The following is a 19,662-nucleotide window of genomic DNA, read 5'->3' as shown; positions in this document are numbered from 1 at the left end:
ACTGTTATACTGAATTAAAATACCCTACGGATACGGCTGCCCCGTCCTCATTTACATGTTGCTTTAACGAGTAACCCCTTCTCTCCCGTAGAACTAAGAAATGAGCCCTCATACCATCCTGTTTTACTCAAAAACAAGAAATGTATTACCCACTGAATCAGACCACCACAACAGAGTCACCTTTAACTTATTCCTATAGATAACGACAGCTACTGTTTTAATAAACAAATCAATACCACAATAACAACATTAAACGCAAGAAAAATTCAATCAGGTAAAGCAAAACAATCAAATAAAAAATGCGAAAATAATGTAAAACCAACAAAAAATTACTTTAATTTTTAAAAAAAAGGTTAAACCATCCTTTCTGAAAAACATCAACAATCCCCTTTTACACAAAATTACCCAATAAAAGGACTTGTAATTACCTACACTTGATATATTGTATACAATATATCAGCAACCAGATGTTGATAGTTATTCTTTCCAAAAGCAAAACAGTAACTCTTATTTGCATGCACAGAAAGCATATGAAAAATATAACAATAATTAGTGATACTAAGGGGTATACACAATGAATAATCAATGGGTAGCTAATACAAAGCTAAATAAAAGTTTACTTGCACTTGCTGTTTCAGCTGCAAGTCTTGGGGCTACTGCACAGGCAAATGATTCAGTTGACGTCGATACACCAGAACGAATTATGGTTACAGGCTCTCGTATAAAACGAATCAACTTCGAAGCGCCTTCTCCTACCGTTGTCATCTCAGCAGAAGACATCAAACTAACTGGTGCTCAGAACGTAAATGATATTCTTACAGGCATGCCACAATTTTCCGATGGTTTTGATTCCGCTTCAGGGAACTACTCGTTTGGTAATTCAGGTCTAAATATATTAGATCTTCGCAATATGGGTGAAGAGCGTACTCTAGTATTGGTAAATGGTAAACGTCCCCCTTCTGTATCTACTGATAACCAAGGGCTTTTCGCTGATGTTGGTACTATCCCGGCCTCTCTAATTGAACGTGTAGAAGTTATGACGGGTGGTGCATCAGCAATTTATGGTTCAGATGCAATTGCAGGCGTTGTTAACTTTATTCTGCGAAAAGACTTTGAAGGTACTAAAGCAAACGCACACCTTTCTGGTACGCAAGAAGGTGGTCATAGCACACGCAGCTTATCATTTACCCATGGTTTTAATTTCGATGATGACAATGGTAACTTTACCGTTGCCGTCGATTACTTATCAGAATCCGCCTTAACGCAAAACGACCGTGAAAAAGCGTATAATTACCAACGTTCAGTAACAAACCCAAATAAAGCCGATGGGCAGCCGAGTAAAATTTGGGTTCAAAACGTCTCACCAATCCCGTGGGGTGTACCTGAAACTATCTTCTCTGTATACAACAATGATGATGATGGCTATGATTGGTACGATTTTGATGAATCGACTCAAGATGTGGCACTTCGAGCTCGATACAGAGACATGTATGACGGCTGGTTAGTCGATGCCAGTAATGGATACGAGGGCACTCGATGGGGTAATATTGAAGACCCATTTGAGCGTATTAACCTATTCTCTTCTGTAAATTATCAGTTTGATGACTTTGATATGTCATTTGATGTAACACTTGCTAGAACAGAGTCTAATAATGTCATTGACCCACCATTCAAACGCGCGTGGATGCAGGTAGCTGATGTTAAGGAACTATTCGACACTCCAGCTTCCATTACAGACAATTTTCAAGATACCGATTGGATTGGCTTTCACCACACATTTCATGAGATTGGAGGTCGTAAGCACAAAAATGTTCGTGAATTCTTCAGTTCATCTTTGACTTTCTCTGGCGTATATAATGACGAATGGTTTTGGGATGTGAATTTTTCATCCGGTAAATCAATGAATGATTTAGAAAACAAAACTCAGTTGAGAGTGGACCGTCTAGATAGTCAATTACAAGTTATTGGTCCATGTGTTGAAGCCGGAAATTGCCCTAGCTTCTCACCTTTTGAACGTCAGTCTCAAGCATTGACAGATTATGTAATCGATGCATTTGTCGCTACAACTGACTCAGTAAACCACGCCTTTACAGCAAACTTATCTGGTGACTTATACGAGCTACCAGCAGGTGTTATGCAAATGAGTAGTGGCTTAGAAGTTCGATACGAAGGTATTCACTTTGACCCTTCAGAGCTATGGGCGTCGGGTAACTTATCATCTACAAAGCTACCATTAGATGTAAGCCGTAATATTAAAGAAGCGTATGTTGAACTATTAGTACCTGTCATTAGTGACATGCCATTTGCCGAACTGCTTGAAGTAGAAGCTGCGTATCGTGTTGCCGATTACTCAACCAATGAAAATCGTTTTGAAAGTACTAAGTTTGCTGTAAACTGGTCAATTAATGAAGAAGTCAGATTACGCTCTATTTTCTCACAAGCCGTTCGTGCGCCTCAGCTATATGAGCTATACGCAGGTGAAAGTGTTGGTTTCTCAACAATTAACGACCCTTGTGATGAATCAAATATAGATGGCGGCCCTGCTGATGGGCGCCGTAAAGCCAACTGTGCACTATACGGTATTCCAGCAGGTTGGAACTCAAATATTAAAACAACTCGCGGAGAAGTCAGAAACTCGGGTAACGCAGACCTGCAACAAGAAAAAGCCAATACACTGACGGTTGGTTTTGTATATACACCAACCTCAATACTTGAAGGTTTGACACTCTCGGTTGACTTTTTTGACATTAAGCTAAAAGACAAAATATCTGAGTTTGACGGTGAAGACGTTATGGAAAACTGCGTAGATTTGGCAGCAAACTCCATTGATAATATGTTCTGTAACCTAGTAACTCGAAAAGACAATGGCGACGTAGATTATGTTCGTCCACTGAGCTTAAACTTCGACCAAGGCCGCGTGAGAGGAACTGATTTCGAGTTATATTATAGCTGGGATGCATTGTCATTTGATTTCAAAGCAACCAGATTATATGAAGACTCAACTACGACTCAAGATTTAGCAGAAGGTACAGCTGAAACGAATAACGAAGCAGGTCAATTAGGCCGACCAAAATGGGCGTCTAACCTCGTTACTAAATATACACTGGATGATTTAACCCTAAGTTGGACATTCAAATTTAAAACGTCAGGTCGATTTGATGATGATGAGGCTGAAAGCTTCCGTGATAGTGATACACCATCACATTCCCGTATTCACAATATTCGCGCAGATTATCAACTAACTGATATGGCTTCTGTCTATGTAGGTATCAACAATATTACTGATAACAATGGCGGTGACCATTGGACCACTGCCCGTGGTGCCTATAATGGTTGGGCTCTACTAGGTCGCTCAGGCTATATCGGCGTAAATCTAGACTTCTAATAGAATTTAAAAAACTCCCTGTTATATAAAACAAACCATAAGTTGCTCTAGAATAATAGAGCAACTTATTTTACATTAGTCCCCCCATACGACTCAGTGCATATTTGCCTTTAGTAAACAATGACATGGGTTTATTCATGCATCTAAAGCACAAGCAAAACAATCAATACTTGCAAAAAACTCACAAGAAAGTTGACTCATTGCTTGGGCGTTCACGTCATAAAAATCACTTTTGGGCCACTAAACCCTTCGTTTGGCAGTTGCACGTTCATTGTGACAATAGATATATCAAAGTGATGGGATAATCACGACTTAAAATCAGCCCCATTATATTGCAAAAAAGTAAACACCCTTCGTTATGCTCATAACGGCTGAAAATAGTCGACATTCAACAGTTCACATTGTACCGAGCTATTGAAAATAGAGATATTGAAATTCAGGCGCCTTAAAAATATTTATCCTGTGCGCATAGCCAATATAGTTGGTATATCAACATTTTTATTATATCGGCATAAGCCTTCTTCTTTTGAGTCTATCGCCAGAATAGACATTCTGTCGGCAAGTTCATTGCCTTCAATACCTACATGTCCATTCACATGATATATCGCGATCTTCGATACAAGTGTCTGATAAAGTGCATACGCAGGTTGAATAATATCTAAGTTTTTTATTTCTCCAGAAGCCTTCGTCCAACCCTTTTTCTCCCAATTACTTGCCCACTTGGTAATACAATCAATTGAATATTTTGAATCACAATAAATAACCACAGATTTTCCTGTTGATAACTTATCTTGTGCTATCAACAAAGCTTGATTTAATCCGCGTAATTCCGCGGTATTATTCGTTCCGACTGACTGATAAAGCCCGTACCACAGCTCACTAAGTACATCATTTTCATAAACAGCTAGCCCTGTTCCCGCTTCCCCTGGGTTTGGTTCACAACCCCCGTCGGTATAAATTTTTATATCATAAGCCATTTGATCAATGTGCGCTTGTGACAAAGCACTAGGCTTCTTTTTTGTAATTTTGGATGAAATATCTTTAATCTTACGCTGTGGGAATGATCTTCCTCCAAAGGCTGACTCAGCTTCTTCTTGGCTTGAAAAAGACTTGTACTTAGCACCTGAAAAGCCATCCACTTGGGCTTTGCATTGTGCCCAATTAGTATAAATTCCAGGCTCTCGCCCTTGCCAAACGACATAAAATTTTTTAGCCAAGGTCACTCCTTATATTAATCAACTATATACCCCCAATTTACGCTTATCTCGCGATCATTTGATGGTATGTATGAAGAGTCATCATAACCCTAGAAACTGGGTACGATGGTTAACTGCATTAATTTCTCATACCAATTTACGACCACTGTGGGTATCTGTGTATAGTGCTGATAAAGGTAGTAATAGCCAGCCCCTACCAGACCTAACTGCGACAACGCAATAAAGGGGTAACGAATATCAATAATCTTCATTGCACTGCCAAATGAAGACTTAATACGATTGTTAGCTAAATCGACGCTGTAACATTCATCTAAAAGCAAGTGTACTAAAGAACCAAAAAAAACAAAGAGTGCTACCAATAGTGAAAAACTCAACGTGGCCCCCAACTGAAGTGCACAAACACATCCAAGTAGCGTAAACATAAGTACAGCTAAAATTGAATGTAAACTTCCCCGGTGCACCGTAATGCTTTCAAATATTGGTTTAACTAAAAACCAAACTAGGCCGTAAATACCGCCTGCACAAAGCCAAACCGACAATAATGATGATAATGGGTAAGTCGCAATAAAACCACCAGCAAGCACACAGCCTAAAATAGAAAATAACCATCCTATCGATGTTGAATCATCCGCATCAAGATCGGGCAATAATCCAGACAAAGCGCCTATTAATATAAGCAGAAAGCTCTCTGACATCGTCACAATGTGTGATGCCAATAAAGTTGTTCCTAGCATGGCACTTGATACTGTACTTGCTGTTATATGAGTAGAGAAATTTGCCAAGTGGGTTCCTTACTAAATTTAGCGACACGATCGAAAGCAACCGTATAGGCTACTGTTATAGAATGATTTTAACACTTTAACTGTACATTAAGCACGAATTCCTGCTGCAGTTAAAATAATTAACCCTACATGCAAATTCAGCAGTGATCTCCAGAGCAATCATTTGCCATATTTACAAGCAGCGAGTTTGTAATGCAATCAGTCTTGCACAACCAAAAAGCATTCATTAAATAACCTCAGCTCTGGATAAGCGCATTTGCCCAATAAAACTATTTTTCTCACTCTCGGCGTTGCTTTCATTTGTAATAGCCCGCTATTACTGCATAAAAGCGCCTTGATATTGAACAAAATATCATCATTGGATTGTACGTAAGTTTGTTTGCAAAACATTTTCTCCTCCAAAACCCTTATCCAAACCTGAGGTTAAATAGGTATCACCCTCAAAGAAGCCATACGCCTGATACTGATACTGTAAATGTAAAAATGTTTCTGTTATCGCAATGCTTTGTTACAACTTACCTTAGACTTTAAACACCTAGAAACATCTATTGTCGTATCATAATAGGTAAAGATATCAGCCGTCATTGATATTGCGTGTTTTAATAGTAGGAAGGACTATAACGTGGCTAGTAAAAAACAAATTATATTACCGATTGCGGTACTCATTACAGGAATTGGCGTTGCAGCAGCATTTTCTGCAATGAAACAACCACCAGAAGAAAAAGCCGAAAAAATCATTCACCCACTTGTTGAAATTGAATCAGTCTCAGTTGCCCCCATGCAACTTACTGTTGACTCATACGGTATTGTAAAACCGAAATATAGTACTGAACTCGTTGCCCAAGTCAGTGGTCAAATAATTCAAATCTCAGAGAAATTTGTGCGAGGAGGTTTTGTTAAAGCTGGTGAAGTATTAGCGCGCATTGATCCCAATGATTATGAAGCGGCGCTCATTGAAGCACAAGCTAATTTAGCCCAAGCGCATTCAGCCCTTGAAATTGAACAAGCTCAGGCGCATGTGGCAAAAACGGAATGGCAACGGATAAAAAACAATGCCAGTGAAACCATTCCATCTGAATTATATCTCAGAAAGCCGCAATTGGCTGACAAACTAGCGCAGTACAGAGCTGCACAAGCCAGCGAAAAGCGCGCAAATCGCAACTTAGAACGGACCTATATAAAAGCACCCTATGACGCCATTGTGGACAGTCGACAAATCAGTTTAGGGAGTGTCGTTAGTCCGGGAAATCAGTTTGGCATACTCAATGCAACATCAGTTGCTGAAGTAAGACTACCGGTTGCTGATAAAGAGCTACAATATTTAGTCAACAATGGCTTAGATTCAAAGGTATCACTCGCCGCTAAATTTGCGGGCAAAGACGTTATTTGGAAAGGTAGGATTGTCCGTAATGAAGGCGTCATAGACGAGCGAAGCCGAATGACTTATTTGGTTGCGCAAGTAGATGTCCCTTACAGCTCTGGCGACAAACAGCTTCGCTTTGGCACATATATTAATGCAAAAATTGAGGGGCAGCTTATCCAGTCCGCGGTATCTGTTCCTCGCCACTTAGTTAAAAATGGTCAAATTGCGACACTTAATGATGATTTAACGCTCAGCTTCAAATCGCTTCAAATTATTAGAGAAAGTAATGGAATGGTTATTGCGAATGCTGGCCTCTCTAATGGCAATAAAATCATCACGTCTGCACTAGAGTACCCTGCTAACGGCATGCAATTACGTATTGAAGATGCTGCTAATCAAGCGCCAACAACACAATTGGCTCTTAAGGAGGAGTAACTTATGTCATTACCATCCGAGAAAGGCATTATCGCATGGTTTGCACGTAACCCTGTTGCAGCAAACCTATTAATGATTTTTATTCTGGTTGGCGGGATCCTCACTGCTTTCTCAATTAGAAAGCAAATGTTCCCTCAATTCGAAAATAACTGGCTAAGTGTGCAAGCTGTTTATCCTGGTGCTGCACCTCAAGAGGTCGAAGAAGGCATCACGATAAAAGTTGAAGAGTCAATGGAAGGACTCGAAGGTATCAAACGGCTGATCACCTATTCCAACCGTGGTATGTCGCAAACATGGATCGAAGTCGAAGAAAAGTACAACCCTCAAGAAGTACTTGATGAAGTAAAAATGCAAGTTGACTCCATATCTAGCTTTCCTGTTGGTATGGAGCGCCCAGTTGTTCGTTACGACAAGTTTGAACAGGAAGTCATGTGGCTTGCTTTAAATGGCAGTTTAAGTCGGGCCGAGCTCAAAGAGTTAGGTAACACATTACACGACGAGATGCTTGCCCTGCCAGGTGTTAACCTTGTTGAATTCAATGGTGGTCTCAACTACGAAATTGGCATTGAAGTTAGTCCTGATAAGCTACGCGAATATGGACTAAGCTTTAGAGATATTTCAAACGCCGTTTCAGCTTTCTCCGCTAACATGTCTGCTGGTCAAATTCGCTCTGACAACGGCTACATATCAATGCGGGTTGAGAATCAGGCATACCGAGGCTCGGAGTTTGAAAATTTACCATTGATCACGTTAGCCGATGGTGCGCAAATTAAACTGGGGGATGTGGCAACCGTCAATGACGGCTTTGAGGAAGGGCTACAGTATTCAAAGTACAACGGTAAAAGCTCTCTCATTTACCAAGTAAGTGCTTCAAAAGATCAAGATATCAGTAAAGTTGCCAATGTTATAAAAAGCTACCTCGCTGAACGTAATACCACCTTACCCGCAGATGCTGAACTAGAACCTTTCATTGATTTAACTTACTATCTTGATGGCCGCTTAAATATGATGGTTGAAAACATGATCTGGGGTGGTTTGCTGGTCATGTTAATGCTGGCATTGTTTTTACGCGTTAGACTTGCGTTCTGGGTTATGATGGGGCTACCTGTTTCGTTTCTAGGTGCTTTTTTATTTATGCCAATGGGCGCGCTAGATGTCACAATAAATTTAGCTTCATTATTTGCATTTATACTGGTACTCGGGATTGTGGTAGATGATGCCATTGTTGTCGGTGAATCCGTTCACTCCGAAATTGAGGAACATGGGCATAGTTTAGATAACGTTGTTCGAGGCGTGAAGCGAGTTGCGATCCCAGCGACATTTGGTGTACTTACCACTGTTGCGGCATTTTTACCACAAACGCTAGCGACCGGCCCTGCTGCTGCTTTTTCTAAAGCCATTGGTGGCGTAATTATACTTTGCTTAATTTTCTCTTTAATTGAATCAAAGCTTATTTTACCTGCACACTTAGCCGCGATGAAAGATAAGCCTAGCAACCCTAAAAACCCCTTTCATCGACTTCGAGCACTTTTAGATGGCGCCCTTAAGAATTTTATTGAAAACCTATACCGCCCTTTTATCGAGCGTTGCATTCACTATCGCTACACAGTAATTGTCGGCTTTTTAACAATTCTTATCGTGAGCGCTGGCATGTTTGCAGGAGGCTTCATTAAGTTTGTTGCGAACCCAAAGATTCCTCATGACTTCCCCGAAATTTCAATTGAAATGAATTTATCCTCATCTGAAAGTGCCACACTTGAAACAGCACAAAAAATAGAAGCGCTTTTATTTGATGTTGATAAGCAAATTGAAGAAAAATATGGACAAGGTATGATCCGTGACTTATCTGTAAGTCTCAGAGGCCGTACCAATGCAAATATCATGGCTATTCTCGTTGAACCGGGTAAGCGTCCAATTGACACATTTGAGCTAAGTGCCATGTGGCGCGAACAAATGCCCCCACTGCCTGGTGTTAAGAACCTGAATATTCGCGACAGCATAATGAATGGCGGCCGAGATGATGGTGACATTAGCTTTAGGCTTGAGGGAAAAGATAAAGAACAATTGACAGAAGTTGCCGAAAAGCTCACCGAAAAACTCAATACGATTACAGGTGTCGGAGATGTCAATGATTCGATGCAAAGTGCAACCGATGAAGTACAACTAGAGCTGAAGCCTTTGGCTTATAGCATGGGCTTAACACTTGCAGACGTAGCCTCCCAAGTAAACTTTAGTTACTACGGATTAGAAGCTCAGCGTATTTTACGTGACGGTGAAGAAATCAAAGTGATGATCCGTTATCCGAAAGAGTCTCGCAATTCAATCAGTGACATTCAAGATGTGCGTATCGTTACGCCAGCAGGCGCAGAAGTACTCCTTGCTGAAGTCGCAAATGTAAAACTCGTCGACGGTGTGAATCGTATTCGTCGAGAAAACGCAAAACGTACTATTAACGTGTGGGCTTCTGTAGATACAAATCAAGCCCAGCCATTTGAAATTGCAACAGAAATACGTGATGAGTATCTGCCATCATTGCTGCTTAATTACCCCGGTGTACAAAGTAATGTAGCAGGTAGAATTCAAGAAGAAATGGACAGTGTTGCAGAGCAAATTCGTGATTTTGCACTTTCAATGATGATCATTTTTGCATTACTTGCGATTCCTTTACGCTCCTACTCTCAACCAATCCTGATCATGTCGGTTATCCCATTTGGTGTTGTAGGGGCTGTATTTGGTCACATGGTTATGGGTATGACCATGAGTAGCTTGTCGTTCTTTGGAATTATAGCTGTCGCAGGGGTTGTGGTGAATGACTCTCTGGTCATGGTCGATTTTGTGAATAAAGCTCGAGATGCAGGCGCTACGATTAAGCAAGCGGTTGTAGAAGCTGGCTGCAAACGTTTCAGGGCAATTCTCTTAACTTCATTAACAACATTTATTGGACTTGTGCCTATTATTACCGAAACCAGTTTACAAGCGCAAATCGTTATTCCAATGGCTGTCTCTTTAGCGTTTGGTGTATTGTTTGCGACTGTAATCACCCTAATACTTATTCCATGTCAATATGTTGTTCTTGAAGATATTAAGGCACTCAAGAACAAATGGTTTAGTAAAAAGGATACGCTACAAAAAACATCTGCAACTTAATAAACACTAAGTAATCCCAACCCCAAAGCTCGGATTCCACCGAGCTTTTTTATTTTTAATAATAATGAGTATGTGTAAACAGGTAATCTGCTGTTGTTAATGAAAATAATCTCTTTAACTAAGACAAAATACCGATCTAACAGAATTTATCTACTCATACACCGTATCGCTCTTTACATATCCATGTTTTAAAGACAAACTGACATATAAATAGATTTAGTTAGACACCACCATGAAGTATTTAACGATAATTTTAACTTGTGCCTTGGTTTTCTTATCTGGTTGCGGAAAAGATAATAAAGGAACTGGTGAATCAAGCTCTCCTGGCTACACCGCCACCGCTTTTTTTGATGCTTTGTACAATCATAATAATTTAGAAAGAGCAGCCAAGAATGCAACACCACGTCTTGCACGTGTCATGCGCTCATATGGAACTGCAAAACAGTTCACGCGAAATCTCGTTAATATGCAGTTTGATCAAGTTACCATAGAATTGGACATGACGAATCAGAGTTTGCGAGAACAATACGGTGAGACAGCTAATATAAATATGGTCTTTACAGGTACACTCAGAGGAGAGCAAGTAGATGATATGCGAAGCGTGAAGCTGCTACGTAAAAAAGGAAAATGGTACGTAGATAAAATAAACCCAGATCCGTTTGCCCGTTAACCCGCTCACTTTACTAGTTGTGCGTTGTTACAATGGACGCTTTTAGCTCGGGTAAGTTGCAGTTGCTTCGCCCGAGAGCTTGCTATAAAAACGGCTCACCTTCCCTTATCTAATGAATGCTATAACTGACAAAATGGTGTTGGCAGCAGTAACGCAAAATGTATGCTCAATAGCATCTATTGTTACACGAGCACAGTCATACATTAGTAAGAGCAATATATCGACTATCGGCAATTTGAGTTTTATTAGTTCAAGAATTAACTTCGTGAATGACCGTTCTAACCGGTAACATTACCCGAGATTTAACAAACGCATGTTGTTTTATCACGACTCTATGTGGCATTAACTCCCAGATTGAAGATATAAAAAACCGGTCTATAAAACCGGTTTATCATTTTAAACTAAGCAAGTATCTTAGCGAACTTTAGCCGCTATATTCACTAAGTCTGTCAAGTGGCAAATTTCACCATCGTGAGTTTTAATGCCATGTTCACCAAAATAATCTCGTTGCGATTGTACTAAGTGACCATTACTGGGTGTGCTTAATGTCGCAATGTAGGTTTGTGTCGATGATAATACAGGAAACGCTAAGCCGCTTGATACTGCTAAGCCTGTCACCTTACGTAACGCCGCCACCTCTAAATCTAAGCCATCAATAAACTCAACACCTTGCGCCACATCATCTAGGTAATCAGCGCGAATAATACAACCAGCGCGCCAAGTCTGTAATGTCTTTGCTAAATCAACTTTCCATTGATGAGCTCGAGATGCGCCTTTTATCAGTGCTAAACCTTGGCGATAACAGAGTAGGCTTGCTAAATAAAATGCTTGCTTAAGCTCCTCAAGATCAACTTCAATATTAATCGTACCTTTTGCTGCATAAGTCATTTCTTTTGCTGCATGAGTATCGATTGTATTAGTCAAATGGCGCGCTTGAACAGCTGCAACCAATGATGGTACTGCAATCCCCAGCTCTAGTGCATTTTGTGCAGTCCAAAGACCGGTACCTTTCGCACCCACCTTGTTATCGATCAAATCAACTAATGCTTCGTTTCGATCTGTTTCTAACTGTAAAATATGACTGGAAATTGACAATAAATAACTATTAAGTGTCCCTTCAGACCAAGACTCAAATACTTCAGCCACTTCCTTAGGTGAACGGCCTGTGCCATGGCGCAGCAATTGATACATTTCTGCAATTAACTGCATCAACGCATACTCAATGCCATTATGTACCATTTTAACAAAATGGCCGCTTGCAGATTGTCCAACACGTGCGAAACAAGATTCGCCGTTATAACTTGCAGCAACCTTTTCAAACCAAGGTTCTACGCGTTCCCAGCCACCTTCCGAGCCACTCGCCATCATAGCAGGGCCATGACGTGCACCTTCAGCACCACCTGATATCCCCATCGTCGCAAACTCAAATTTATTTTGATACTTCAACTTACGGGTAATACCATCTTTATAATTACTGTTACCACAATCGACAATAATATCTTCTTTTGCCACACCCGCTTCAATCAAATCACCACACACTCGATCAACTAATTCACCAGCTGGGACCAGTAGTAAAATTGAACGAGGTGTTTCTAGTCGTCTGACCATATCACCGAGATCTGAAACTATGTGTAAGCGCTCAGCCATGCCCATAGATTGGGCGCAGCTAATTAACTCAGCACCTGCGTCTGGGTTTCTATCATAGGCAACTAGCGTTAACCCCTTCTCAATTAGATTCAATGCTAGGTTTTTACCCATCACGCCTAAACCAACTAATGCAACTTGCATTTAGTTTCCTCCTCGGTAACTACAAAATTGTGAGTAATTTATTACTTCGCGCCGCATTATACCCTAGCTTTAGTAAGAAGCCAGCGCATGACCACGCATTAATAGCAAAGTCAGGTTAAATGTCCTTGCTAATCTGCTTTTTTTCATTATATGACTGTTGTAGTCGCTTCTTTGTACAAATACCATCACTAGTTTTTAAATGAGTAATTTCGAATTCTGTGATTTTTCTTATCTCGACTAACAAAACAACAGATGTAAACTCATATTGTCCGAATATCAGAGATTGACCAATACTGACACCGGTGTCATAATGATGTAATACAGATCATATAATTTAATTGAAGTGTAAAAAAGAGTTTATAGAGCAAATCTTTATACACACGATCTTTATCATGTGATGAATACATTGTTTTGTTCAGTAGCAAGGCAAATCATGTATTATCGATAGGTACGAATTTAAACAACCCTATAAATAGTAGGTCGACAGGAGATCCTGATGCTTAGACGCACAAAAATTGTAGCAACCCTTGGACCGGCAACAGACCGTGATAACAACCTAGAAAAAATTATCCGAGCGGGTGCTAACGTTGTTAGATTAAACTTCTCCCACGGTGTAGCACAAGATCATAAAGATAGAGCTGAAGCCGTTCGTAAAATTGCCAAAGAACTTGGAAATCATGTTGCTATTTTAGCTGATCTACAAGGCCCTAAAATCCGAGTTTCAACATTTAAAGAAGGTAAAGTAACACTTGCGGTTGGTGCTAAATTTACACTTGATGCGCAGATGGAGTTAGGTCAAGGTACTGTGGATGCAGTTGGTATTGATTACAAAGAACTTCCTCAAGATGTCAAACCTGGTGATCTATTGTTACTTAATGATGGCCTCATTCAACTTACCGTTGACTCAATTGATGGCGTTCTGGTGCATACTACCGTTACAGTTGGTGGCGTGCTATCAAATAACAAAGGTATCAACCGTTTAGGTGGTGGATTGACAGCACCGGCTTTTACTGACAAAGATAAGGAAGATTTGATAACAGCAGCAGAAATTGGGGTTGACTATATAGCGGTCTCATTCCCACGCAGTGGCGATGATATGCGCTATGTTCGCTCTTTGGCTGAAAAAGCAGGTTCAAATGCACAACTTCTGGCAAAAATAGAGCGTGCAGAAGCTGTTGCTACACAAGCTGATATTGATGATATTGTACTTGCATCTGATGCAGTGATGGTTGCCCGTGGAGATTTAGGCGTTGAAATTGGTGACGCTGCATTAGTTGGCAAACAAAAACTCATCATTAGCCGTGCTCGCTCGTTAAATCGTACGGTTGTCACTGCGACGCAAATGATGGAATCAATGATCGATAACCCTATGCCAACACGTGCTGAGGTGATGGACGTAGCAAATGCTGTACTTGACGGCACTGACGCGGTGATGCTATCAGCGGAAACAGCTGCTGGTGATTATCCTGAAGAAACCGTCGCAACTATGGCTCGAGTTTGCTTAGGAGCAGAATCACAACCCGAAATTCATGTATCAAAACATCGTTTAGATAGTATGTTTTCTGACACGTCAGAAACACTCGCACTGTCAGCTATGTACGCCGCAAACCATTTGGATAGCGTTAAAGCTATCGTGGCGCTTACTGAGTCTGGCAAAACGGCGAAACTCATGTCTCGTATTAGTTCTGGTTTACCTATATATTCATTATCTCGCCACGCAACTACACTCGGGCAAACGGCGCTCTATCGCGGTGTTTATCCTGTCTACTTTGATTCGACCACCTGTTCAGACCAATCAATGGTTCGCGACGCACTCGCTACATTGCTTGAAGCTGGCTCACTTGAAAAAGGCGATACAGTAATACTAACGCATGGTGATGCGATGGAAACTGTCGGTGCAACCAACACAATGAAAATTGTCACCGTATAAATAGTTTTCTAAGGTAGCTTCCAATGAGGCTACCTTATCTTAACTAGCCAACGCTGCTTTTACTTTATCTCTATAACTACGACTTACTTTCAGCTCTTGCCCATTATCTAAAACCAGTAAATATTCACCACTACTTTGTGTAACTAACTTACTAATTTGTTTGGTATTTACAATTGCAGAACGATGAACTCGAACAAACAATACAGGATCTAGCTCTTGCTCTAGTTCTTTCATGGTTTTACGCAATATGTGGGTTTGACCATCGCTACAATGCAAACACATGTAATCTCCTGCTGCATCTACCCATTGAATACTCGATGTTGATACCCGAACAATTTCACCTTGCTCTTTTACCGCAATCGACTCTGGATATTTTTTATCAACTAGGGTATCCCCTGTTGCTAACTTTTTTAGGATCTCTTCACAATTATTACCTGTTATTCCCGCCACAAAGCTCGCTAGCTTTTTCTTGTGTACGTTGTCTTGTTGTGTCTTCAAATAACTTTGCACTTTTTCCACCGCCTGTCTTAGTCTGTTGTCATCAACGGGTTTTAAAATGTAATCCAAAGCATGGATCTCAAATGCTTGCACAGCATATTGATCGAATGCAGTAACAAATACAATTGCAGGTAGAGGCTTAACACTTTCACTTAAAGTTCGAGCAACCTCAAATCCATTCATTCCTGGCATTTGGATATCTAGAAAAACTAAATCTATATCATTATCTTGGCATTGAGCGATTGCTTGTTCACCACCATTACATAACTCAACTATCTCTAATTCTGGAAACGACTTCAAGCGAACAGCAAGCCCTTTGCGCGCCAGCGGTTCATCATCAACAATCAACGTTCTTATTTTGCTCATTACTTCTTAGCCTTTTCAAAAGGAACTCGAATGTTTACTTTCAAGCCATTCGGTTCGTTATGCGATAACACAAATGAGTAGTTATTCTCATAAAGTGTTTTTAGCCTATCAATCGTATTGGCAATCCCAACACCTTGTGCGTTTTGTAATTGTCCGTTTTTTAATTCTGCACCAGGGCCATTGTCTCCCACTTCTAACAATAGTTCATTTGCAAAAACCTGAGCTTTTATCTCTAACTTACCACCTTCCACGAGGTGTGCTATCGCATATTTTATCGAGTTTTCTATGATTGGTTGTAGTATTAAACTTGGTACTAATGCTTGTTTGGCCTCAGAACTTACATCAACATCAATACTGAGTCGTTCGTCAAACCGCACTTTCTCTATTTCTAAGTAAAGCATCAGCGCATGGAGTTCCTGCTCTAGCGGTACCTTTTTTATAGGGTCAGTGTTTAAGGTATACCGTAAGAAGTCTGATAATCTTGCTACCATCTGGTTTGCATCTTTATTTTCTTCTACCAAAATCAACGTAGAGATAGCATTGAGCGTATTAAACAAAAAATGTGGATTCAATTGATAGCGTAACATTTTTAACTGGGCCTCATGGGCCATTGTGTTCGCTTTTAATGCTTTTTGTCGTTCACTTTGTAATAATTGATAATATTTAACGCCAAAATATAGGCCACTCCAACATAGTACAATGTAAACCGAGTCGAGCCCTTGCTGAAAGTAGTAAAACCACTCAGAGGGACGGTAGCCATGACGATAAATTTCCCACAAATTAAACTTTTGGATGACAGCCCATAGAGTCCCCGTAAAATAGGACGCACTAAATACCACTAAAATAAGAATAAGTGGAGGAGCGTTCCAAATTCTGCGGTAAAGATACCTTATAGGCACAGTTAAAAGACACCCTGCATAAGCATTGAGTACGATCACGAAGACATAAATATCTCTCATCTCAAATACTTTGGACCCTATATAGTTAACTAGCGCGTAACCTAACCAGCCAGCAATTTGAAGAACCCAAAAAAAACGTTGTCGATTATCGACTAATGCTTGCCATTTCAACAGTGTATTTAACTCCTATCATAATAATTTGATTATATATCAGTGATAACCTTTTAATCACTACCGATAGTCTCAGAATTTTTACGGCTCGACGCAAATAAAAAAGGCACTATAAAAGTGCCTTTTTAGAAAATGCTAATAATTACGCTAGTTTATCAGACGCTACCTTATATTTAGGGTCTTCAATTACGTTTACTTCTACTAAGTCATTTGCTTTGTTTAACAAGTCTTTACAATCTTGACTCAAATGTCTCAAATGCAGCTTTTTCCCTGCTTTAGTATATTTTTCGGCTAAATTGTCAATTGCCTCTATAGCGCTGTGATCAGAAACACGACTGTGTTTAAACTCTACAATAACATCTGCGGGGTCATTCAGCACATCAAACAGCTCACTAAAGTTCTTAACAGAGCCAAAAAATAATGGGCCATGCAATTCATATACTTTAGAACCTTGCTCATCAATATAATTGCTTGTGTATATGTGCTTCGCATGCTCCCAAGCAAACACTAATGCAGATACAATAACACCGACACACACTGCAATTGCCAAGTCAGTTACAACTGTCACACCAGAGACAAGTACAATCACAAATGCATCTGTTTTTGGTATACGTTTCATTAATCTAAAACTAGACCATTCAAAAGTACCGAGTACAACCATAAACATAACACCTACTAGCGCAGCTAATGGGATCATTTCAATTAGACTTGCTGCAAATAAAATAAACCCAAGCAATAACAATGCAGCTGTAATACCCGACAATCGACTACGACCACCCGAGTTAATGTTAATCATAGATTGGCCTATCATTGCACAGCCTCCCATTGCACCAAATACGCCACATGTCATATTAGCAGCCCCCTGGCCAATACATTCACGGTTACTATTACCTCGCGTGTCAGTAATTTCATCAATAAGAGTCAATGTAAGTAATGATTCAATTAAACCAATCGCAGCTAAAATAAGTGCATATGGGAAAATAATTTTAAATGTTTCAAAATTAAAAGGCACCATTGGGATATGGAACTCAGGGAAACCGCCTGCAATAGTTGCATTCATATCTCCCGACATATCTTTGAGGTAATCAAGCACTGTTCTAGCTTCAAGGTCTAACCCAATAACTAATCCAGTAACGACGAGAATTGCCGCAAGAGAAGAAGGAATAGCAGTCGTTAATTTAGGTAAGAACTGAATAATAGCCATAGTTAAAGCGACTAATCCAGCCATTATTAGTAATGGGGATCCTTGCATCCATTGTAATTGACCTTCAGCATCCATGACTTTAAATTGACCTAATTGTGCCAAAAAGATGACGATTGCTAAACCATTTACAAACCCAAGCATCACGGGGTGCGGTACCATCCTGATAAATTTACCTAGTTTAAATACCCCTGCAAGGACTTGTAAAACCCCCATCAATAGCACTGTGGCAAATAAATATTCAACCCCGTGCTCTACCACTAAACTTACCATTACAACCGCTAGTGCACCTGTAGCACCTGAAATCATACCTGGACGACCGCCAAATATTGACGTAATCAAACCGACAATAAACGCAGCATATAAGCCTACTAATGGGTCAACTTGCGCTACAAATGCGAAAGCAACAGCTTCTGGGACTAATGCAAGCGCAACAGTCAAACCAGACAGTATGTCATTTTTAGCAGAGCTTGGCGCCTTGCCGATTAAATTAAACATTCATATCCTCTTGATTTACAACGAACAGAAAAGCGCTGGATTCTATCAAAATCCAGCGCTTTTAACAAATGGTGAAGTATGACTATAGTACATCGTCAGTACATTGATATTACAATATCATGGTCATATTCTCAGAGGCTTATAGTGGAAGTGCCGTCGTACGCTTTACGCACGTCATGGTGACGTTAGAATGGACTTCTTGAACATACTCTAAATTGAGTAGATTATCTCTAACAAACTGCTCATACCCTTCTATTCCTCTCGAAATGATGCGGAGCATAAAGTCCATTGTACCTGCCATTGTATAGCATTCAGTCACTTCATCATAACTCATAATTAATCGTTCAAACTCTGATAAATTATTTCTACCATGATTAGATAAACGCACATGTGCATACACTAGCATATCAAAACCAAGTTGCTTCTCGTCGAGTAGCGCGACCTTCCCTTTTATATACCCATCTTGCTCTAGTTTAGCGATTCGACGCCAACACGGCGATTGAGACAACCCGACTTTGTCGGCAACTTCAGCAGTAGATAAACTTGCATCTTGCTGTAACAATGCCAATATTTGGCGGTCAACTTGATTTAAAGACATACATTTTTCTTAAATTTAAGTAAATTAGATAAATTATACATGCAGAATGAATACTTGTCTGCATTTCCTTAGCCAAAACGGCCACTCATAAATGGGTTATTCTGTTTCTCGTACCCTATCGTTGTGTTTTCGCCATGTCCTGACATCACGATAGTTTCATCTGGAAGAGAAAATAATTCTTTCCGAATAGATTCTTTGAGTTGCTCCGTATTTCCCTTTGGAAAATCGGTTCTGCCTATAGCCCCTTTAAATAGTACATCTCCAACAATCACTGTCTTCGACGATTTCTCATAAAAGACAACATGCCCCGGCGTATGACCTGGGCAAAAGCGTACCTCAAGCTCGAGTTTACCCACTTTGACTACATCACCTGCCGTTAGCCAGCGATCTGGTAAAAATGCCTGCTTAGGTTTGAAACCAAACATTTGAGCCTGCATTGGAATGGCCTCAAACCAAAATGTTTCATCTTGATGTGGGCCGATAATATCTACTTTGAGCACTGCTTTCAAAAGATCTGCAGCACCAACATGGTCCAAATGACCATGAGTTAACAGTATAGCCTCTACATCTAGCTTATTCTGCGCAATAACAGATTGCAGTTTATCAACATCTCCACCCGGATCTATAACCGCGCTTTTTCCTGTGCTTTGGCATGTTATGAACCGAGTATTTTGCATAAACGAGGTAACTGGGACAGTTAAAACGTGCACCTTC

General features: G+C 40.2%; 13 protein-coding genes. 5 read left to right on the top strand and 8 right to left on the bottom strand.

What is annotated here, in order from left to right:
• Positions 1-574 precede the first annotated feature (574 nt).
• Complete coding sequence (locus J8L98_RS17330; RefSeq protein ID WP_210997459.1) at positions 575-3,385, top strand: TonB-dependent receptor; 2,811 nt, start codon at positions 575-577, stop codon at positions 3,383-3,385.
• 455 nt (positions 3,386-3,840) lie between these two features.
• Here J8L98_RS17330 and J8L98_RS17325 read toward each other — a convergent pair whose 3' ends face one another.
• Positions 3,841-4,608 carry a ribonuclease H family protein gene (locus J8L98_RS17325; RefSeq protein WP_348771912.1) on the bottom strand — a complete coding sequence of 256 codons (768 nt, stop codon included), beginning with the start codon at positions 4,606-4,608 and terminating at the stop codon, positions 3,841-3,843.
• A gap of 83 nt (positions 4,609-4,691) precedes the next feature.
• Positions 4,692-5,384 (bottom strand): metal-dependent hydrolase, encoded by a 693-nt coding sequence (locus J8L98_RS17320; RefSeq protein WP_210997457.1) that lies wholly within the window; start codon positions 5,382-5,384, stop codon positions 4,692-4,694.
• Positions 5,385-6,006: 622 nt separating this feature from the next.
• Here J8L98_RS17320 and J8L98_RS17315 point away from each other — a divergent pair.
• The 3 genes from J8L98_RS17315 (at position 6,007) to J8L98_RS17305 (ending at position 10,999) form a co-directional block, all read left to right on the top strand.
• Positions 6,007-7,182, top strand: coding sequence for an efflux RND transporter periplasmic adaptor subunit (locus tag J8L98_RS17315; RefSeq protein ID WP_210997456.1), 1,176 nt, complete (start codon positions 6,007-6,009; stop codon positions 7,180-7,182).
• A gap of 3 nt (positions 7,183-7,185) precedes the next feature.
• On the top strand, positions 7,186-10,329 hold the full coding sequence (locus J8L98_RS17310; protein WP_210997455.1) for an efflux RND transporter permease subunit: 3,144 nt from the start codon (positions 7,186-7,188) through the stop codon (positions 10,327-10,329).
• 232 nt (positions 10,330-10,561) lie between these two features.
• The gene (locus J8L98_RS17305; RefSeq protein ID WP_192507271.1) at positions 10,562-10,999 is read left to right on the top strand and encodes a hypothetical protein; all 438 of its coding nucleotides are present in this window, start codon (positions 10,562-10,564) and stop codon (positions 10,997-10,999) included.
• Between the two features lie 414 nt (positions 11,000-11,413).
• Here J8L98_RS17305 and gndA read toward each other — a convergent pair whose 3' ends face one another.
• Complete coding sequence (gene gndA / locus J8L98_RS17300; RefSeq protein WP_210997454.1) at positions 11,414-12,787, bottom strand: NADP-dependent phosphogluconate dehydrogenase; 1,374 nt, start codon at positions 12,785-12,787, stop codon at positions 11,414-11,416.
• A 496-nt stretch (positions 12,788-13,283) separates the two neighbouring features.
• Between gndA and pyk the strand changes: the two genes are divergently transcribed.
• Positions 13,284-14,717: a pyruvate kinase gene (gene pyk, locus J8L98_RS17295; protein WP_192507269.1), complete on the top strand. Its 1,434-nt coding sequence runs from the start codon at positions 13,284-13,286 to the stop codon at positions 14,715-14,717.
• A 39-nt stretch (positions 14,718-14,756) separates the two neighbouring features.
• Here the strand turns inward: pyk and J8L98_RS17290 are convergent, their stop codons facing one another.
• The 5 genes from J8L98_RS17290 to J8L98_RS17270 all read right to left on the bottom strand — a co-directional run bounded on the left by J8L98_RS17290 (position 14,757) and on the right by J8L98_RS17270 (position 19,658).
• Entirely contained in the window at positions 14,757-15,581 is an 825-nt protein-coding gene (locus J8L98_RS17290) for a LytTR family DNA-binding domain-containing protein (RefSeq protein ID WP_210997453.1), read from the bottom strand.
• Positions 15,581-16,651 carry a histidine kinase gene (locus J8L98_RS17285; RefSeq protein WP_210997452.1) on the bottom strand — a complete coding sequence of 357 codons (1,071 nt, stop codon included), beginning with the start codon at positions 16,649-16,651 and terminating at the stop codon, positions 15,581-15,583. Before J8L98_RS17285 ends, J8L98_RS17290 begins: the two co-directional genes overlap by 1 nt.
• Before the next feature lie 142 nt (positions 16,652-16,793).
• A complete protein-coding gene (locus J8L98_RS17280) occupies positions 16,794-18,350 on the bottom strand; it encodes a SulP family inorganic anion transporter (RefSeq protein WP_192507266.1) in 1,557 nt (518 codons plus the stop codon).
• 139 nt (positions 18,351-18,489) lie between these two features.
• Positions 18,490-18,948 carry an Lrp/AsnC family transcriptional regulator gene (locus J8L98_RS17275; protein WP_192507265.1) on the bottom strand — a complete coding sequence of 153 codons (459 nt, stop codon included), beginning with the start codon at positions 18,946-18,948 and terminating at the stop codon, positions 18,490-18,492.
• Between the two features lie 68 nt (positions 18,949-19,016).
• Positions 19,017-19,658 carry an MBL fold metallo-hydrolase gene (locus J8L98_RS17270; protein ID WP_210997451.1) on the bottom strand — a complete coding sequence of 214 codons (642 nt, stop codon included), beginning with the start codon at positions 19,656-19,658 and terminating at the stop codon, positions 19,017-19,019.
• Between the last annotated feature and the right edge of the window lie 4 nt (positions 19,659-19,662).

Source organism: Pseudoalteromonas sp. MMG013, from assembly GCF_018100885.1.
GTDB classification, from domain to species: Bacteria; Pseudomonadota; Gammaproteobacteria; order Enterobacterales; family Alteromonadaceae; genus Pseudoalteromonas; species Pseudoalteromonas aurantia.
Note: the sequence above shows the minus strand (reverse complement) of the source record. Positions and strands in the feature narration are given on the sequence as shown.